This window comes from Bythopirellula polymerisocia (assembly GCF_007860015.1).
GTDB lineage: Bacteria > Planctomycetota > Planctomycetia > Pirellulales > Lacipirellulaceae > Bythopirellula > Bythopirellula polymerisocia.
Genome location: NZ_SJPS01000007.1, coordinates 98342 through 116280, shown reverse-complemented (window position 1 = coordinate 116280; position 17939 = coordinate 98342). Strand labels below are relative to the sequence as shown.

General features: G+C 54.3%; 13 protein-coding genes. 6 read left to right on the top strand and 7 right to left on the bottom strand.

The window, feature by feature from the left end:
• Positions 1-207: 207 nt before the first annotated feature.
• Positions 208-1986: an OPT family oligopeptide transporter gene (locus Pla144_RS19620; RefSeq protein WP_197530841.1), complete on the top strand. Its 1779-nt coding sequence runs from the start codon at positions 208-210 to the stop codon at positions 1984-1986.
• Positions 1987-2361: 375 nt separating this feature from the next.
• Here Pla144_RS19620 and Pla144_RS19615 read toward each other — a convergent pair whose 3' ends face one another.
• From Pla144_RS19615 to Pla144_RS19600, 4 genes are all read right to left on the bottom strand, one after another.
• Complete coding sequence (locus tag Pla144_RS19615) at positions 2362-3357, bottom strand: aldo/keto reductase (RefSeq protein ID WP_146452413.1); 996 nt, start codon at positions 3355-3357, stop codon at positions 2362-2364.
• Between the two features lie 12 nt (positions 3358-3369).
• Positions 3370-4269, bottom strand: a complete 900-nt coding sequence (locus Pla144_RS19610; protein ID WP_146452412.1) for a PEP-CTERM sorting domain-containing protein — start codon at positions 4267-4269, stop codon at positions 3370-3372.
• 116 nt (positions 4270-4385) lie between these two features.
• Complete coding sequence (locus tag Pla144_RS19605) at positions 4386-5105, bottom strand: PEP-CTERM sorting domain-containing protein (RefSeq protein WP_197530840.1); 720 nt, start codon at positions 5103-5105, stop codon at positions 4386-4388.
• 234 nt (positions 5106-5339) lie between these two features.
• Positions 5340-8306 carry an FAD-binding and (Fe-S)-binding domain-containing protein gene (locus Pla144_RS19600; protein WP_146452410.1) on the bottom strand — a complete coding sequence of 989 codons (2967 nt, stop codon included), beginning with the start codon at positions 8304-8306 and terminating at the stop codon, positions 5340-5342.
• Positions 8307-8515: 209 nt separating this feature from the next.
• On the opposite strand from Pla144_RS19600, the gene Pla144_RS19595 reads away from it, so the two are divergent.
• Positions 8516-10003, top strand: a complete 1488-nt coding sequence (locus Pla144_RS19595) for an MATE family efflux transporter (protein WP_146452409.1) — start codon at positions 8516-8518, stop codon at positions 10001-10003.
• A gap of 4 nt (positions 10004-10007) precedes the next feature.
• On the opposite strand, the gene Pla144_RS19590 is transcribed toward Pla144_RS19595, so the two are convergent.
• Positions 10008-11027: a hypothetical protein gene (locus Pla144_RS19590; protein ID WP_146452408.1), complete on the bottom strand. Its 1020-nt coding sequence runs from the start codon at positions 11025-11027 to the stop codon at positions 10008-10010.
• A gap of 236 nt (positions 11028-11263) precedes the next feature.
• Between Pla144_RS19590 and Pla144_RS19585 the strand changes: the two genes are divergently transcribed.
• Positions 11264-11986 (top strand): NAD(P)-dependent oxidoreductase, encoded by a 723-nt coding sequence (locus Pla144_RS19585; protein ID WP_197530839.1) that lies wholly within the window; start codon positions 11264-11266, stop codon positions 11984-11986.
• A 39-nt stretch (positions 11987-12025) separates the two neighbouring features.
• Here the strand turns inward: Pla144_RS19585 and galE are convergent, their stop codons facing one another.
• Entirely contained in the window at positions 12026-13009 is a 984-nt protein-coding gene (galE, locus tag Pla144_RS19580) for a UDP-glucose 4-epimerase GalE (protein ID WP_146452407.1), read from the bottom strand.
• A 158-nt stretch (positions 13010-13167) separates the two neighbouring features.
• Here galE and Pla144_RS19575 point away from each other — a divergent pair, with 158 nt between their 5' ends.
• Complete coding sequence (locus tag Pla144_RS19575; RefSeq protein WP_146452406.1) at positions 13168-14181, top strand: TIGR03032 family protein; 1014 nt, start codon at positions 13168-13170, stop codon at positions 14179-14181.
• Positions 14182-14207: 26 nt separating this feature from the next.
• On the opposite strand, the gene Pla144_RS19570 is transcribed toward Pla144_RS19575, so the two are convergent.
• The gene (locus tag Pla144_RS19570) at positions 14208-16496 is read right to left on the bottom strand and encodes a serine/threonine-protein kinase (RefSeq protein WP_146452405.1); all 2289 of its coding nucleotides are present in this window, start codon (positions 16494-16496) and stop codon (positions 14208-14210) included.
• A gap of 119 nt (positions 16497-16615) precedes the next feature.
• On the opposite strand from Pla144_RS19570, the gene Pla144_RS19565 reads away from it, so the two are divergent.
• Positions 16616-17203 (top strand): sigma-70 family RNA polymerase sigma factor, encoded by a 588-nt coding sequence (locus tag Pla144_RS19565; RefSeq protein ID WP_146452404.1) that lies wholly within the window; start codon positions 16616-16618, stop codon positions 17201-17203.
• A gap of 155 nt (positions 17204-17358) precedes the next feature.
• On the top strand, positions 17359-17904 hold the full coding sequence (locus Pla144_RS19560; protein WP_146452403.1) for an RNA polymerase sigma factor: 546 nt from the start codon (positions 17359-17361) through the stop codon (positions 17902-17904).
• Positions 17905-17939 lie beyond the last annotated feature (35 nt).

Genomic DNA, 17939 nt, shown 5'->3' with positions numbered 1-17939 from the left:
TTTATGACTGCTGGCAAAGCATGTTAAATATCTGCTTCCCTCAGCAGGGTCAAGTGCAGCAGGTTCCTAGATTCGTCTCGCTTGCATTGTCCAGGCAGGGTAAATTGTGCTGGCACAGAATACGCCCTGCTAGCATATTCCTAGCAGTAATCCCTCAGCCGATTCGCGTTAGCGTCCGGTTATTCTCAAACCTCAATGCCAGACATCATGTCAGAAATCGAAAACACCTCCCCACCAGAAAGCGACGTCAAATACACTCCCCAACCGGGCGAACGCCAGCTCACGGTTCGAGCTCTCATTGCTGGCTGCCTCGTGGGAAGTGTCGTCTCCTGCACGAACATTTACATTGGGCTGAAAATCGGCTGGACTTTTGGGGCGTCAATTATCGCGGCCGTCTTGAGCTATTCCGCCTTTGCGATGTTCAATCGCCACCTCTCCGTAATGGAAACCAACATTGCGCAAACGGCTGGCTCGGCCGCAGGTTATATGTCCAGCGCAGCGGGACTGGTTTCCGCTATCCCGGCTTTAATGTTATTAGGTGTCGAAGTTCCCCAAGGGATGCTCATCCTGTGGGCCCTGGGCGTGGCTTTCTTAGGTGTGTTCTTCGCCGTTCCCCTGCGCCGTCAATACGTTGAAGTAGAGCGGTTACGATTCCCAACGGGCACTGCCGCGGCGGAAACCATCCTTGCTATGTACAGCGAGGCCGGCGATGCCGTCATGAAAGCGCGAGTGCTGTTGTTTTCCGCGCTAGCTGCGGCGATTTTTACCTTGGCATACTATTTTATTCCTCAACTAGAGAATCCTCCGCTGGACGAGTGGTTTAGTTGGAGCTTCTTGGCGCTGGCTGCCACCTGGGGGTTTCATATTTCGATCAGTCCATCGCTCCTAGGTGCCGGCTTGTTAATCGGACCGCGCGTTGTTTGGTCATTGGTCGCCGGAGCAGTTCTCTCTTGGGGAATTTTAGGACCAATGGCCCAACGCCTGGGTTGGGCTCCCGGTGATGTGATGAGTTACTCCGACGGACCACGAGGTTGGCTTTTGTGGCCTGGCGTGGCATTGATGGTCAGTGAAGCCCTGATGTCATTGGGACTCTCCTGGCGAACTGTGCTCCGGGCTTTCACCTCAGCCAATGCTCTGGGAGATTCCAGAGAAGAGAACCCTGAAGCTATCCCCAATAGTTGGTGGATGGGTGGGCTGATCGCTGGCTCGTGCTTGACCATTTTCATGGCAGATCATGTCTTCGGCATCGCCTGGTATCTGACTCTGGTAGCTATTCCCCTCTCGGCTGTGCTGGCTGCTGTCGCCACGCGTTCGACAGGGGAAACAGATATCAACCCCGTCGGCGGTGTCGGCAAAGTGACGCAGTTGGTCTTCGGCGGGCTCGCCCCAGGGCAAACCACGACCAACTTGATGGCCGCCGCCATTACGGGTGCAGGTGCCAGTCAGGCCTCGGACATGATGCAAGACCTCAAGACGGGGCATTTACTCGGCGCCTCACCACGTAAGCAATTCATTGCCCAGCTAGTAGGAATCTGTGCCGGCGTAATCCTGGTGGTGCCAGTTTATAATCTATTCACGAATGCGTGGGAGTTGGGAGGAGAAAAACTTCCAGCCCCGGCGGCAATGGCCTGGAAAGCCATGGCAGAACTGTTGGCCGGCGGATTTGGCATGTTACCCCTTCACGCCACAAAGGCCTTGGCTATTGCGGCAATAGTTGGTGCCGCACTTCCCGTGATTCGCCGCAACGAAACCCTGAAACCGTATCTCCCCAGCGGCCTGGCCATGGGAATCGCCTTCATCATCCCCGCGTATAATTCGTTAGTGATGTTCTACGGTCTAATTGCGTGGTACATCTGGCGCGCGATCAATCCGACGGCCGTGGAAAAACTTAGCTTCGCCGTCGCCGCCGGATTTATCGCCGGCGAAGGCTTGATGGGCATCGTCAACGCGACGCTGACGATCTTTGAAGTCCCGCCGTTGACTTGACCGCTTGAGACGTAGCGAACTCAACGGCCCCCAGAAATGCTAGCGGCCTCGCCCGGTTTTTACCGCAGGCGAGGCCGTTGTCATTCAAGCTATCGCAGTGAAGCTCACTGCGACCAGCCAATTACTTTCCCTTTTTGGCAGTCTTTGCGGCTGGCTTGTGGGATGGGGCTGGTTTGGCGGCGGCTTTGGCGCTGCCCTTCTGTGGTTGCTTCGTAGCCATCTAAAGTTTCTCCTTTGAAGAAACGGGGCGAGCGTGACTGCCAGGTTAACAATACCCGACACTCTATTGTCACGACTTCGCGCGGATTGTAGCGACCCTCGGCTAAGCAGTGCAAGATGACTTTTTGCGATGCGTGGTGTAAAGAGCCCGCCTGCTTAAATCGACCCGCGAACAAGCGGGCGGATCTGGTCTAGATAGAACGCGGAGAGTTGCTCGTGCAATTCGCTCGCGAGGGGTGTCGCATCACTGGCCTCCGCGTTTTCAGCAACTTGCGATGGGTGGCTGGCCCCTACAATGATCGTGCTCACGGCCGGATGATCCAGAATCCAGCGTAAGGCAAAACGCCCCAACGGCATGTCGTTCGGTGCTAGCTGTCTCAGTTCTTCGACCAGCTTTATCCCCTTATCAAAGGGTAGCCCCGCAAAAGTTTCTCCCACATTGAAACATTGGCCGTCGCGATTGAAGTTGCGGTGATCTTCCTCCGCAAATTGTTGGCTAGCCGACATCTTGCCCCCCAAAAGACCGCTGGCCAAGGGTAGTCGCACAATGATGCCGACTTTGGCTACTTGTGCTGCGGCAAATAACTCCTTAATGGCATCCTGTCGAAATAAGTTGAAGATTATTTGCAGTGTAGCGATCCCTGGCTGGGTGAGGCAGATCATGGCTTCTTCGATCGTTTCAACACTCGCTCCGTAGTGGCGAATCAGCCCTTCCCGCTGAAAATCTTCCAGCCAGCCGAGGATGTCCCCCTGTTTGATAATGTCGACGGGTACGCAGTGCAACTGTACCAGATCGAGCGAGTCGCTCCCTAACCGTCCGAGGGACCCTGTGAGACTCGCCCGAACGCGCTCTTTGGTGTACTTGTCGGGAAATAGTTCGCTGCTGCGACCGACCTTGGTTGCGATCGTTGGCCGTGTTATTCCCGCTTGGTCGCAATGCTCCTGGCACCAACGACCTATGCACGATTCGCTGAGCCCCGCCCCGTACACATCAGCGGTGTCCCAGAAGGTGATCCCCTGTCGAGTGGCTTCATGAAGAATAGCGAGTGCCCGCTCATCTTCCATCGCACCGAAATCGCCGCCCAATTGCCAGCAACCCAGACCGATCTCCGAAACACGGAGATCCGTCTTTCCTAGTTTGCGATGCTGCATCTTAGAGCACCATTAAATCCGATTCCGTCGTCCAGCAAGGACAAGCATCCCCACACCAAGTAGAACCATTGCCGACGGTTCGGGGACCGCAAGCACTGCATCGGCTAAGGACGTGAGGTATTGCCCATCTTGTGCCGTAAGCTTCAAACCGTTCAACACGGTGGTCAAGTTGATGTCGCTCGTCGTTGGATCATCGTAGATCGTGCCGTACAACACTAACGCGTTGAGCAGGGTTCCCTGATTGGAAGCATGATAACTACCATCCCCGTAGAAGTCTGCTGGGAAGTTTGCTAATTCCCAGGCATCTCCTGCTGGTGCCAGTTTAGCAATGTCACTCCCTACCGTGGTGTTGATGTTGGCTGTCGAAAGGTCGTAACCGTCCCGCAATTCTTGCTGCATCTGAGTAGGCCCGCCGGGAAACGAGGGGCTGACACCCGTGTAAAAAGCATTTCCATATCCGCGAGCCCATGTTTCATACAGCACCGGCACCACCTGAGGACTGTGCGCTGCGACAGCCTGATACAAAGCCAGTGTACTGGAGAGATGCTCAGGTAGGTTGCCAATATGAGTGGGCCCTGTCGAAAAATCCTGCAATACGACATGTTCCCAATTCTCGCCGGCGGAGATTTGTGTTGTGATGTAGTCTAATTGGGAGGGCGTCGTGAGATGCCACTGCAAGGACTGCCCGTTCACCGATGCGTTGTACATACGCGGAAGGGGATGTCCTGCTGATGCTGCGATTGCGCGGAAAGTATTTGGAACAGAAACGCTGCTCCCGCAGCACGTGGCGAGGGTGAAACTATTGCCGTACCAGAGAATATCTTTGGGGTCTTCTGCAGCAGCAGGCAGGCTCAACTGGATGACTGCCAGAGTCACACACGCAAGAATCAGGCTGTATTTTTTTCGTATCATGAATTCAATCTCCTCGAACCAAGGCGAGTTTTATTGAGGCATAGCATAAGACTGACACGCCCTACCCGCTTGAGTAGGGCGTGTCGAACATTAGGTAGAAACATGATCCGCTTACACTAAGATCTGCTGCGGCGCTGCATAGTGAAGGCCAGACCGGCGAAGGCCAGTAGACCAATCGTTGCCGGCTCTGGGATTTGATTGCTCACCATCCTCATAGCGCCTAGATAGTAGAAACCAGAACCATTGTTATTAGCTGGTCCAGGTGAAACCAAAATTGTGATATCACCCGCTGCCGTAGGGACAATTCCATTAACGTGAACGACCTCGCTAAGATTGGCAGTTACATTTAGGAGACCGATTCCGTTGTTACTACCCGTCACATCGTATTTGGTCTCGCGATTGTCAGTGGCTCCAGTTCTCGAGCCGAAAAAGGTGAAGTCGTAGCTGGTTGCGCCAGTGCCATCTAAACCACCAAGTGATACGGTTGCCTCAGGCGTAATGAAGCCACCGAAAGAAGCAACACTGCCAAAAGCATTGTCTACGTAGGCATCTGGCGCAAAAATTGCTGCTGCATCCCCACCGGCAACGCCTGGTCCGGATGAATTCTGTCCTGGCCAGAAACCCGCTGCATCAATCGATATGCCCGTCGATGCTCCAGTAGAGTCAACGGAATCCACAATGCTAAGCACCACTGGGGTGTCCATGGTAATGTTGTTGTACTGGTCCGCTGGAAGAGGCGACAGGGTCTCTCTGGCACTAGCGCCAAAGTCATAGAACAGCGTTGCCGCAGATGCGGCCGACGAGAATGCAATGCCCAAAGCGATGGCAAAGATCATAAGTCTTCTCATTACACTAACCAACCTTTCTTAAGTAGTAAAAACTCAACAGTAGTTGCATAGCCTAGTACGCAAAGGCACATGCTGGAATTCAGCCTATTGAAGAGATTGCCGCATTCGCTCGAGGGAGCCTGCAAGCGGTTTCAAAACAAGTTGTATTATTTACTAGCCGAATAACAATTGCAAGCATTTTCCATGATTTTCCTGGCAAATTTTTCGACTTGGGGGCTTTATTCATCGTTTAGGGAACAGCGCCCCATGCAACGCCTCGGCTGGGTGCAACGCACTCCGGCCCGTGCCGTGCTTGATCTGCTGGCGGCAACTTACCCCCGCGGCCACGATGGTTGTGTCAACTCCCGCCGCGCGGACTGCCGGTAAGAGTCGCCGCTCTCCCATAGCCAGTGACACATCAAAGTGCTCCGCCTCGTAGCCAAACGATCCTGCCATGCCGCAGCAACCTGAATCGACTTCTTCAACCTCGGCACCAACAGCTGCCAACGCCTGCTTCGAAGGCCCCGTTCCTACAAGTGCTTTTTGATGACAATGCCCATGCAGCAGTACCTTGCCGACGGCCTGTTGGACCTTCAGATCCAAAGTCCCTTCGCTCGCCAACTTGGCGATGAACTCTTCAAATAGCAGCGAGTGCTCGGCGATCTTCGCCGTTCGAGGTTCGTCGGGTAACAACTCAAACAATTCATCGCGAAGCGTAAGTAGACAACTCGGCTCCAGACCAACGATCGGTATCCCCTGCTCGGCAAAGGGCGCAAGTTTCTCCACGCAATCCCGCGCCGCTCTCCGCGCTTGATTGACCATTCCCTTGGAGATCATCGGCCGTCCGCAGCAAAAGTGTCCGGGAAGCAAGACATCAAACCCGGCAGCCTCTAGCACTTCGGTCGCTGCGATGCTTACTTCAGGATAATTGTAAGTATTCCAGGTATCATTAAATAATACGACCTGATTGCCGGTGGCCCGTTGTGGTCCGCGATGCTTGAACCAAGTCGTAAAGGGCTCACTGGCGAATCGGGGCAACTGCCGCTGGCGGGAGATTCCCAGCATTTTTTCTAGCATGGTTCGCACGAGCCCATTGCCTGCGATGCCATTCACTACTGGCGCGAGAGGTCCTGAACAAATCCGACTCGCCCGCGCGATCCCTGCCATCATCCGTGCCCTCAGTGGCACACCATTCTTTTCGTAATAACGAGCAAGAAACTCGAACTTGATCTTTGCCATATCGACCGACGAAGGGCATTCGCTCTTGCACGCTTTACACTCGATGCACAGGTCGAGCGCTTCGTACATCCGATCACTTGTGAGCGACTCCGTCGGCAAGAGTCCCGACAACCCCGCCCGCAGCAGATTAGCTCGGCCCCGCGTGCTATGTTCTTCCTCTTGCGTGACCATGAAGCTAGGACACATCGTCCCGCCGGTCGTCTTGCGACAGATCCCCGCACCGTTGCACATTTCCACAGCCCGATGGAAACCCTGATCCTCAGAGAAGTCGACATGATCCGGCTCCACATGAACGTGATACTCCGCGCCATAGCGCAGATGGTCAGTCATTGGCGGAGCATCAACAATGTCTCCTGGGTTGAGCAGATTGTGTGGATCAAATATCTGCTTCACGCGGCGATAGAGACCATACAACTCAGGTCCATAGAACTTTTCGTTTTGCCAACTCCGCGACCGCCCGTCGCCATGTTCGCTCGAAAGCGCCCCGCCATAGCCTTTCAAAAGTTTCACCGAGAAATCGCTGATCGCGGGCAGTTTCGCCACTTCGACGGCCTGCTTCACATTCAAGAGAGGACGAATATGCAAACAACCCGCGCTGGCGTGGGCGTAGTAGGCCACTTGGCTGCCAAGTCCTTGGCAAAACTCCTCGATTTGTGTTACGTAGTCGGCTAGATGCTCTACTGGAACAGCTGCATCTTCAATAAACGGGAGCGGCTTGTAGTCACCCTTCATACTCATCAACAGACCCAACCCCGCCTTTCGAACCGTCCACACGTCTGCTTGTTGCGAGAGTGATTTGGCTTCAGTCACGGCCGTGGCGGGAACACCCTGTGATTTCAAGTGCGCTCGGAGTCGCTCAACCTTGTCTGCCAGTTCCTCGTCGCTTGTGCCGGTGAATTCTGTCATCAACACGCAATTCGGCGACCCCTCGACGAAGTTGCTTAAGGGCCGAGCGAATTCGCGCACGCCGCGGCAGAGTTTCATTGCCATCTGATCCAGCAATTCAATCGCGGTCGGCTGCGTCTCTAAAATCGTCGGCACAGCTGAGAGAGCTGCGTATAGTTGATCGAAATGAATAACTGCGATCGTGGACCGTTCCGGTACGTTTACGAGATTCACTTTGATCTCGTGCATTACGCCCAACGTCCCCTCGCTGCCGCAGAGAAGCTTAGCCAGATTAAACCGCGGATCCTGCGGCCGCATATAACTAGCCGAACCCGGCACAAGTCGGTCAAGATTATATCCCCCACAGCGGCGCCAATGCTTGGGGGTGTTGTCTCGAATCACGGCGCGATTCTTGGGCGATTCAACTAGCGATGCCAACTCTCGATAGATTTTTCCCTCCAATCCATTGAGTTGCGTTTTTGCCGTGAGCGAGCCGTTCTCCAGGGGGCCGAAATGAGCGCGACTACCGTCACTCAAGAACACGCCCGTTTCCAGAACGTGATCCGCTGCCATGCCATAAACGATTGAATGGCTCCCCGTGCAGTTGTTTCCAATGATGCCACCAATCGCTGCGCGATTGCTGCTCGCGGGGTCAGGCCCAAATTGCAAACCGTACTGCTTGAGTTGCAAGTTTAGCGGATCGAGCACCATCCCTGGTTCGACGCGAGCCCATTTCTCGTCGGTGTTCACTTCCAAAAGGCGATTCAAGTGCCGGGTGAGATCGAAAACGACTGCTTCGTTCACGGCCTGTCCTGCCAGGCTGCTTCCACCAGTCCGTGGAAGGATCGGTACGCCATGTTTTGCCGCCAATTCCACGCCGGCCTGCAACTCCTCGACATCACGGGGAAAAACCACCGCCAGTGGCATGACCTGATAGATGCTAGCGTCGGTGCTATAAAGAACTCGGCTAAAGCTATCCGAGCGAATATCGCCCCCGGTGCGCTTGCCTAGTTCCGCCAAATAATCTCGTACTCTTTCGGGGAGAGGCTTTGCAGTAGTTTTTGACTCAGCAGTGGCAACAGACATTTAGGCACGAAATCGTTGAAAGTGGTGTTTCAGAGGTCAGTACGTCACTATCATAGACTGCAAAATCACGGTTCTCAACTGGCCCTGCGAAATCCTGCGAACCATTTTCCCAATCTAGAAGTCTTTAGAGCCGCCTCCATATTATTGCCGAGAGATTTGACTAGAATCATGGCTCTCGATATCAGCGGTCAGAACTAGGCGCACACTGAATGACTTTCTCGACAAACACCCAGCCCGAATCGCTTTCGTGGCACAAACGTTGGTGGCTGAGGGAATGTGGTGGCCGCGAAGTGCTTCAGATCGCACTCCCCATGGTCGTTTCCACAATGTCGTGGACCGTGATGACTTACGTGGATCGGGCGATGCTCGCGCATTATTCCCCGATCGCCATGACGGCCGCCTTCTCAGCTGGGGTTCTTTGGTTCGCACTGTTCTGCATCTTCCTGGGCATCTGTAGTTATGTGTGCACCTTCGTCTCACAGTACCATGGCGACGAACAACCCGAACGAATCGGCCCAGTTGTCTGGCAGGGGAACTGGCTAGCACTCGTGTCAGTGCCATTGGCGCTGGCAGCGATCCCACTCGCCCCCTGGATCTTCTCCCTTGCCAAACATCGCCCCGAAGTCACGGAACAGGAAATTCGCTACTTCAAAATCCTGTGCCTCGGGGGACCAGGCATGGTGCTGGCCACGTCTTTCTCTTGTTTCTACAGCGGGCGAGGCATGACCTGGGTCACTATGGTCGTTGATCTAATTGGCACGGCAGTCAATCTTTTGCTCGATTACTTCCTGATCTTCGGTTATGCCGGATTTCCCGAGATGGGTATTGCCGGTGCGGCGTGGGCAACAGTCGTTGGAATCTGGATAAAGCCTTTCATTTTCTTTGCCCTGATGTGGCAGCAAACTAACCGCATTACTTTCCACACCGACAACTGGCGACTTGACCTTCCTCTCTTACGACGCCTCATCTACTACGGTGGTCCGGGTGGAATGCAAATGCTGCTAGACATCACCGGCTTCACCATCTTCATAATCCTCGTCGGCCGACTCGGCGATATGCCAGCCATGGCCTCGAGCATGGCCTTCAGCATCAATACTGTTTCGTTCATGCCTGTCTGGGGCCTTGGCATGAGCGCTGGTATCCTCGTCGGTCAGCACCTGGGTGAAAACCGCGACGACCTGGCTGCCCGTGCGACGTGGACCACCTACCAGATCGGCATGGCCTACATGGCTTTATTGACGGTGATGTATGTCACTTTGCCCGACTTGTTTCTCACTTCGTTTATCAAAGGGACAACGCAACCCGAACTCTATCAGATGGCCCTGATGCTGCTCTACTTCGTGGCGGCATACAATGCATTCGACACCACGCAGATTATTTTCGTCTCAGCGCTCAAAGGCTCCGGCGACACCCGCTTCATCATGGGGGTGAGCCTCATCATGGCCACGACTCTGGCAGCGCTCACTTATCTGGCCGTCGAAGTATTGCATCTGGACGTCTACGCCTGTTGGGTGATCATCGTCTTCTGGCTCACTATCTTGGCAGTGACTTACTTATTCCGTTTCATCGGCGGCAAATGGCGCACGATGCGCGTCATCGAACAGATTCATCATCCACAACCGGAAAGCTGCGAAATTGCAGTACCAGAAGCGTGCCCCGAAGCGGCCCATGTGCTCGAAGAGGGGGCACCTGTGTAATGCGTTAGCCAGTAGCATCCCGCCTACCGAAACATTTGCCTATCAGGGCCAGGGCCAGGCAAGTCACTCCGAAACTGGCCACGCCGCCCAAAGCTACAAGACTATATCTCACGTCGGAATTCATATTCTCTGTGGCAAATGCCTTTTGCATGACTTGAATTCTCTCCCCGCTCATATCGTCCCTGAATCTCATCTTTCGCAATTGAAATGAGAGTTCGTGGCTAAGTTCTTCGAGTTCATCGATTTCCTCTTGGCGCATGTCTAATTCGGCATTGGGAGCTGTCTGCAGTTTCGAGTGCAAGGCGCTACCTTCAAGTGTGTCCGCCAAACTGTCAACGATTTTCACTGCTATATCGTTCTTCGTTCCATTCGAAGCGAGTTGATACTCACGCAATTGAGCGACTATCAAGTCGTGTCCCTTTTCATCGGTTTCGGATGCCATGCTCGTCAACTCTTTCTGTAGAGTATAAAAATCTTCTCGCTTGCTCCGGAGTTCAACTGCCAATTGTTTCAGCAACTTCTCTAGTCTATGTGTGTCTTCAATGTCACTAATTCTTTTCGCAACTACTACTTCATTCATGTACGCCTCAACGACCGCATCGATAATCTTCTTCATTTCCTCTGGATCTGCGCCCCCCTCATAATTAATCATCAGAATTTTGCTCTCACCTGGAAACGAGACTTCTAGTTCGTCGTTCAGCCACTGGAGTTCGTTCGGACGTCTTGAGACCACTGCGTTGAGTTCTGCGACGTCTCGACGACTGAGGGCTGCCATCAATACAAATTGACTTTTCAGTAGAGTGAGTTGTGTTTGCTGAAACAGTTCGAATTCTTTGGGCGAAAACCCTTGTTCCGGATCAAGAAAGCCTAGATTCGTTGGATTGGCTTCAATTTGCAAATAGGACGTTACCGTTGAGGCTTCAGGCAACCACCACAACAAGATGGCACTGGCCAGAATCGCCATAGTCAGTCCAACTAGAATGATCAAGATTCGACGAAATATGAAAAATCGATCGAATGCCATGGCAGGAAACTCCAGGGAAATAAGAGAATCTCAAAAAACCAAGCTTGAGGCATCATAGTGAATTCATGGCATAGCTGTAAAGTCGCTGCTAGTGCGATCGCAGTGGTGGTGATAAAACGACTTCCTCATATTACTGCCAATGAAAATGGGTGATCTCTGGGCATTTCAAGTTTTAGCAATGGTTTTGCTAAGACTTTACTGAGAAACCTAACTTTTTGCGAGAACTCAGGAGAAAGATGATGACAACCCTTGTGCTTGGAGCGAACGGGGCAACCGGGCGACTACTCGTCGAGCAACTCCTCAATCGCGGGCAATATGTCAAGGCAATTGTGCGATCGCCAGATAAGATGCCCAAAGTGCTTTTGAATCACGAGAAGTTGCATTTGATTTCTGCCAACCTTCTCGACCTCATCGACACCGAGTTGGCACAGCATGTCGAGGGGTGCGACGCAGTCGCCTCGTGCCTGGGACACAACCTGACCTTGAAAGGTGTCTTCGGCCCCCCGCGCAGGCTCGTGGCCGACTCCACGCGCCGCCTGTGCCAAGCCATCGAGTCGAACAAGTCAGAAAAGCCAACCAAGTTTGTGCTTATGAACACCGCTGGCAACAGCAACCGTGATCTCCAGGAGCCAATTCCAATTGCCCAAAAGTGCGTCGTTGGTTTGATTCGAATTCTACTACCACCTCACGTCGACAATGAGCAAGCAGCTGACTATTTGAGAACCAAGGTTGGCCAGCACAGCCTGGAGATTGAGTGGGCAGTAGTCCGTCCCGACAGCCTAACCAACGAAGAAGAAGTCTCTGAATATGAGGTACACACTTCACCGACAAGAAGTGCCATTTTTAACTCGGGGAAAACCAGTCGCATCAATGTTGGCCATTTCATGGCTGAATTAATTACAAACCATGACACATGGAACAAATGGAAAGGTCAAATGCCCGTGATCTACAACAAGTAGTAACATTCGAGAAGGATCGCATATCGCCGAAGCAGAAACTCAATCCCCATACCCTTCAGGGTGTTTCTGGTGCCAACCCCAGGCACTCTCCACAATCGAGCCAATCTCTTTGTGCTTGGGCTGCCATTGGAGCACACGATTTGCCTCGCGTGCATCCGCCACCAGTGCCGGCGGGTCTCCTTCGCGGCGGGGTGCTACCACCGCCGGGATCGCATGACCTGTCACGTGGCGACAGGCTTCGATTACCTCTAGTACACTCGCTCCGCTCCCTGTGCCTAGATTCAGTTTAAGCTGCGTGCCATCTTTGAGTTGCTCGAGCGCCGCCAGATGGGCTGTGGCCAGATCATCGACATGAATATAATCACGAATGCAGGTCCCGTCGGGAGTTGGATAGTCATCGCCGAAGATCTTTACGTTCTCGCGTTTACCAAGCGCCACCTCCAGCACCAGAGGAATCAGATGCGTCTCGGGGTCGTGATCTTCGCCAATCGTACCGTCAGCCGCAGCGCCTGAGGCATTGAAATAACGTAGGGCCGCGTAGCCCCAGCCGTAGGCGCGACTATAATCAGCCAACGCGTACTCGATAATCAGCTTTGTAAACCCATAGGGATTGATCGGCTCTTGCTTCTCTGCCTCGGTGATCGGCACGATTTCTGGGACACCGTATGTGGCACACGTGCTGGAAAACACGAGCCGCTTTACCCCGACGGCTCGCATCGATTCCAAGAGCGATAGCGTTCCCACCACATTGTTCTGGTAATACTCTGCGGGGTTGGTGACCGAGACTCCTACATAGCAGGAAGCAGCAAAGTGCATCACGGCCTCGATCTTTTTTTCTCGCAAGGCGCTTTCCAATGCCGGGCGATCGTGCAAATCCCCTTCGATCAGCCGCCCCTCTGGTACCGCCGCCCGATGACCCTCAGAGAGGTTGTCGTAGACCCACACCTCATGCCCCTCGTGCATGAGCAATTTCGCAGCATGTGAGCCGACATACCCTGCCCCACCACACAACAATACTTTCATCTTTTCCCCTGCCGACGTGCGGCTTAGCGTGACCAATCAAGCGAGTCTCCAAGGTAATTTGTCTTGCACCTTTTCGCAACCAAGCTCATGACCTTCCAGTCGAGGCTACTGTGGGCGTATAACAGTCACTCCACGAAATTTCACAAAAAATCCAAGCCATGCCCGAGCATAGTGACGACTCCGCTTCTGAAGAGCGCGCTGAGGAAAAGTTGCGGCAGCGCCCTCTCCAGTGTCGCTTTCACGGCAACCTGGCCCCCTGGCTAGCTCGCTCCGGGGGAAGCCTGGCGATCACCACCTACACCTCGGGAAAGCTTGTGTTGGTAGGCAGCGTTGGAAAGAAACTCACGATCCACACCCAAAAGTTCGCCCGGCCGATGGGCATGGCCCGCAACGGCAATCGCCTCGCCATCGCAATCCGCGAGCAGATTCTCACCTTCCGCATCGATGATTCGGAGGGATTTACTCTTGACCGAACCTATAACACCGGCAAGGTCAACGCACATGACGTAGCTTTCGGTCGGCGCGGCATCTATTTTGCCAATACTCGTTTCAACTGTCTTGCGAGGGTTTCCGATCGCAAGCAGTTCGTCCAATGCTGGTTGCCTCCGTTTATTTCGACCATGGTTGCGCAAGACCGCTGCCACCTCAACGGCCTGGGAATGCAGTCAGGCCAACCGACCATGATGACCGCTTTCTGCGAAACCGACGAGCGAAACGATTGGCGCAAGGAAGATCGCTTTACTTCTGGAGTACTCATCGATGTAATTTGCAACGAAATCGTCGCCCGTAATCTCTGTATGCCGCACTCACCCCGTCGTTATAGGGGCCAATGGTGGCTTTGTAACTCTGGGCACGGATCGCTCTCGCAGTTTGACCCTGCCAGCGGCGAGTGCCGTGAAACCTGCTCGCTCCCAGGTTTCACACGCGGTCTTTGCTTTACCGGTAAGCATGCCCTAGTCGGCCTCTCAAAGATTCGCCCCGAACATATCCTTGATGCCCCCCCAGTCCGTACTCGTCATGGCGAGTTGATGGCCGGTGTCGCGCTGGTGAATCTATTGACCGGAGAGCAAGAAGGCTTTCTGGAATTTGTCGAAGGAGGCAACGAAGTGTTTGAAGTCACTTTCTTGAGAGGGATTAAAGAGCCGCGATTACTGCAAAGTACAGAAAATTAGTCGGGCTCGGGGACGGGCCGGCTCGCTTAGATGCCACGTGGAGTCTCGATTGCGATCTTTTCTAACGCATCGAGATTTGAGTTGATGTACCGCTCTAAGAGAAACATTGCCGCGAAGCCGACAATCCCGACTATACACACCACCACCAAGGCCCACTGCTGCGTAGTACTCGAGAGTGTTACCAGGAGGATACCGAGCATCGGAACCAAGGCCGACAACGCCAGATGCACGAGATTCAGCTTTCTGAGCTTCTGTAAATCATGCCAGCGGGGCCCCGGCACGAGTCCATTGCGAACGACCGCAGGAAAGTACACCCTCACCGCCAGGGCTGTCAGGATGAAATACGGAAACACAGCCGCCGCGATGCCACACAATGCCAATGACATGAAGAAGTGTGAATAGAAACTGACTTTTCCCTCGATTGCTCCTCCCAGATTCATGACGAAAGGAAAGATCAAACCTGAAGAACTCCACATCCCTAGCGTCAGAAGCGAAACAAACCAACCGAAGAACAGCACTTGTTTCCCCCCTTGAGCCGACACCTGAGGTTTGGTGCGGTCCAGCAGGCGCGCAATCTTACGAACCATCCACACCCCTACCAACACCCCTAAAGGAAAAACGATACCATTAATCCACAACTGAACGGTTTCAAACCACTCCGAAAGATCAGGGGGAATCCGACTGCGATTGTACTCCAAATTAAACCGGCCAGCCAAGGCATTTGGCAACAACCCCGCAATCACCACTGTCGGAATCGGCAAAGCGAGCATTAGTTTCGTTATCACACTCTGCGGCTCTTGCAGCAGTTTCCAGCAACGCGGATTCAAACAGAGCCGCAAATCACGCGCGACTTCATCAGCCGTTTGATAGCGTTCTTCCTTGCGCGAGGCGAGGCATTTCAAAAGCACCTGGCGCAGCGACTCGGGGCAATCGCTCGGCAGCGCCTTGCTCATCTCGCCAAAATCCGCATAGTGCCGACGGTCAATCATCCGCTGAATATGCGCGAGCGACCCGCCGTCGGATGGCCCATCGTCAAATGGACGGAGGCCGACCAACAGCTCCCAGAGTAAGATGCCTAGCGAATAAACATCGCTCTGCCCACGCACAAGTTGCGGCGAACCACCCAGAACCGGATGGCATGCCTGCAATTGTTCCGGCGACATGTACGCCAGCGAACCGCCAAACGCCTCGGCGGGGTCTTCATCGGCCCGCCCGCCGTTGTAACTCACATTGAAGTCCGCCAGCTTAGGGAGTCCCTCGGGCGACAACAGCACGTTGGCCGGCTTGATATCTCGATGCAGCACTCCCCGAGAATGTGCGTAAGCCAAGCCTTCTGCCAATTGGGCTCCGAGGCGACACACGACCAACGGCCAGCTGGTCTCGGCCAGCCAATGGCGATGCGAAGAACTGTCAGGACGTGCCACCCCGCTCGATCCCAAATTTGCATCCACCACATCCAGCAGCAGTTGCCCCGTGCGCTGCTTTTGCGGCGTGCCTCGTACGCGTCTCACAACATCAAAGACCGTCCCACCTGGAATCACCTCCATGTACAAGAGTCTCGCGGGAGGCACAACAGATACCCGTTGATCGAACACTCGCACGACGTACTGGTGATCAAGCTGTGCAAGGGTTTGCGGTTCGTTGCCGGTATGCTTGGATATTTTGAGCGCGACCAGCCGCTCCATCGACATCTGCCTAGCGAGAAAAACCTGGGCGAATGCTCCACTTCCAAGTTCGGTGAGAAGTTGAAAATCGTCGACCGTTTGCCCTGCCTCAAAGCTGAGCGGAATCTCTTCGAGCTTCGTCGGCTCTTTGCCTTCTCCTTTCAGAGCATCGCTCCGCACGGTCGAGCCGTAGTAAGTACAGGTCGGCGACCCTGAGACTGCCATCCCCCCCACCAACGCACAGAGCGCGGTCGCCTGTTTGGGAAACCGTTCGCGGATTTCCTCCTCGGTCACCCGATCCCCGGCCTGCATTCGTACCTGCAATTCCTCGTGAATCAGGTCCAACGGCAACTGATCCACAGGTCCTAAGGCAGGGAACTCGACTGCATACTCCTCCACCCGGCGCGGAGCGCGGCTATATTGCCAGCGGTACTCCAAATCGAGCTTTACCAGCTCCGGCAAAGCTAGTTTTACGAATTCCCCCTCCGCACTGGGCAGGAAATCGGCAAGGCTCGGTTCAGCCTCCCCGCCAGAAAAATGGGCCTCCCACGCCTCCGACAACCCATCAATCGCGCGCGCTACCCGTTCCCAACGCTGCTCATCGCTCTGGGCGGACGGCTTCGAAAGGCTAGAATGGGAAGAGGTGGACATACGAGGCGCGGCTAATAAAGGAAAAAGACGAATACTATAAATGTCCAAGGCTCAATGACCAATGACCAAACAGTTCTAGCAATGGGTCATTGGAAATTGAACATTAGTCATTCCCCTATATGAACGACCATGATACCCAAATCCTGGCCTCTCTGCGAACCGGCGATGAAAATGCGCTTTTGGAGTTCTTGAAAATCAACGAAGCGGCCCTGCTGACGTTTATTCGCAGCCGCATTGGGTCGCAGTTGCAGAAAAAAATCGAGCCGGAGGACGTGCTCCAGGAAGCCAGTATGGAGGCGATTCGCATCCTGCCGACGACTGATCTCTCGACCTGGGACCCACTGCACTGGCTATTCCAGATTTGCGAGCGGAAAATCATCGACTCCCACCGCAAGTTTTTCGCCAGCCAGAAACGCGACGCCAGCCGCGAGGCCGCGATCCCCGACGGCAGCGAGGCGGCGGGACTGGCCAACTTGCTGGCAGCCAGCATGACCACTCCCAGCGCCGCCTTCTCCCGCGACCAGCGGCAACTGGCAATGCTCGCTGCCCTGGATACCTTGCCCGAGGACCAGCGCGAGGCATTGCGGCTGCGCTACCTAGTTGGACTCTCATCGAAAGAGATCGCCAAAAAAATCGGCAAGACCGACGGAGCTACTCGTGTGATGATATCCCGGGCGCTGAGCCGTCTGCACGAAATGCTTGCTTAGTGAAGAAATGGGCCGCAGATGAACGCAGATTTAGCGGATAATCGCGGATAAGAGTGTATGGTCCGCGAAAATTCGTATAATCCGCGTTCTTCTGCGGCTAATTTCTTTTCTGAGTTTATTGAACCCTTTTCTCCCTCGGTTGGCACTATGGGGGCATGTCCATTGTCATGAGCCAACCATCGATTATGCAGTCGCCGATGATGAAACTTGCCCCCGCGCAGTTGGCCGAATTGGTACGCGAACATCAGGCCGACGTGTGGCGCTATTTGCGATACCTGGGTGCCACGACTGCCGATGCCGACGACCTCACGCAGGAAACCTTTTTGGCCGTCGCCCGAGCCCAGTTTAGCGAACAAAGCCCCCAGCAGACGGCGGCGTACCTGCGTACGGTGGCCCGCAACCAATTACTGATGGCCCGCCGACGTGAGAATCACCAGATCAGCACGGTCGCTCTCGCCGCTGCGGAACAAGTATGGAGCACGCTGGTCTCCGAGACCGGCAGCAGTGTTCTGCTCGCAGCGCTAGTCGACTGCCTGGAAAAGCTCGAAGGCCGCGCCCGCGCAGCTATCGACGGATTTTATCGCGACCGCCGCAGCCGCGAAGAACTTGCCTACGATATGAACATGAAACCCGACGGCGTGAAGACGCTGCTCAGGCGCACACGAGAAGTATTGCGGAATTGTATTGAAAAGCGAATGTGAAACATTGCCATTCCCCCCCTAGCCGCGACGCCACG

What these genes read in the sequence shown, in the direction of transcription:
- Pla144_RS19615 (WP_146452413.1), bottom strand. Translation starts at nt 3,357, where the DNA reads ATGCAGCATCGCAAACTAGGAAAGACGGATCTCCGTGTTTCGGAGATC.
- Pla144_RS19600 (WP_146452410.1), bottom strand. Translation starts at nt 8,306, where the DNA reads ATGTCTGTTGCCACTGCTGAGTCAAAAACTACTGCAAAGCCTCTCCCC.
- Pla144_RS19560 (WP_146452403.1), top strand. Translation starts at nt 17,359, where the DNA reads ATGTCCATTGTCATGAGCCAACCATCGATTATGCAGTCGCCGATGATG.
- Pla144_RS19590 (WP_146452408.1), bottom strand. Translation starts at nt 11,027, where the DNA reads ATGGCATTCGATCGATTTTTCATATTTCGTCGAATCTTGATCATTCTA.
- Pla144_RS19575 (WP_146452406.1), top strand. Translation starts at nt 13,168, where the DNA reads ATGCCCGAGCATAGTGACGACTCCGCTTCTGAAGAGCGCGCTGAGGAA.
- Pla144_RS19620 (WP_197530841.1), top strand. Translation starts at nt 208, where the DNA reads ATGTCAGAAATCGAAAACACCTCCCCACCAGAAAGCGACGTCAAATAC.
- Pla144_RS19605 (WP_197530840.1), bottom strand. Translation starts at nt 5,105, where the DNA reads ATGATCTTTGCCATCGCTTTGGGCATTGCATTCTCGTCGGCCGCATCT.
- Pla144_RS19610 (WP_146452412.1), bottom strand. Translation starts at nt 4,269, where the DNA reads ATGATACGAAAAAAATACAGCCTGATTCTTGCGTGTGTGACTCTGGCA.
- Pla144_RS19595 (WP_146452409.1), top strand. Translation starts at nt 8,516, where the DNA reads ATGACTTTCTCGACAAACACCCAGCCCGAATCGCTTTCGTGGCACAAA.
- Pla144_RS19570 (WP_146452405.1), bottom strand. Translation starts at nt 16,496, where the DNA reads ATGTCCACCTCTTCCCATTCTAGCCTTTCGAAGCCGTCCGCCCAGAGC.
- galE (WP_146452407.1), bottom strand. Translation starts at nt 13,009, where the DNA reads ATGAAAGTATTGTTGTGTGGTGGGGCAGGGTATGTCGGCTCACATGCT.
- Pla144_RS19585 (WP_197530839.1), top strand. Translation starts at nt 11,264, where the DNA reads ATGATGACAACCCTTGTGCTTGGAGCGAACGGGGCAACCGGGCGACTA.
- Pla144_RS19565 (WP_146452404.1), top strand. Translation starts at nt 16,616, where the DNA reads ATGAACGACCATGATACCCAAATCCTGGCCTCTCTGCGAACCGGCGAT.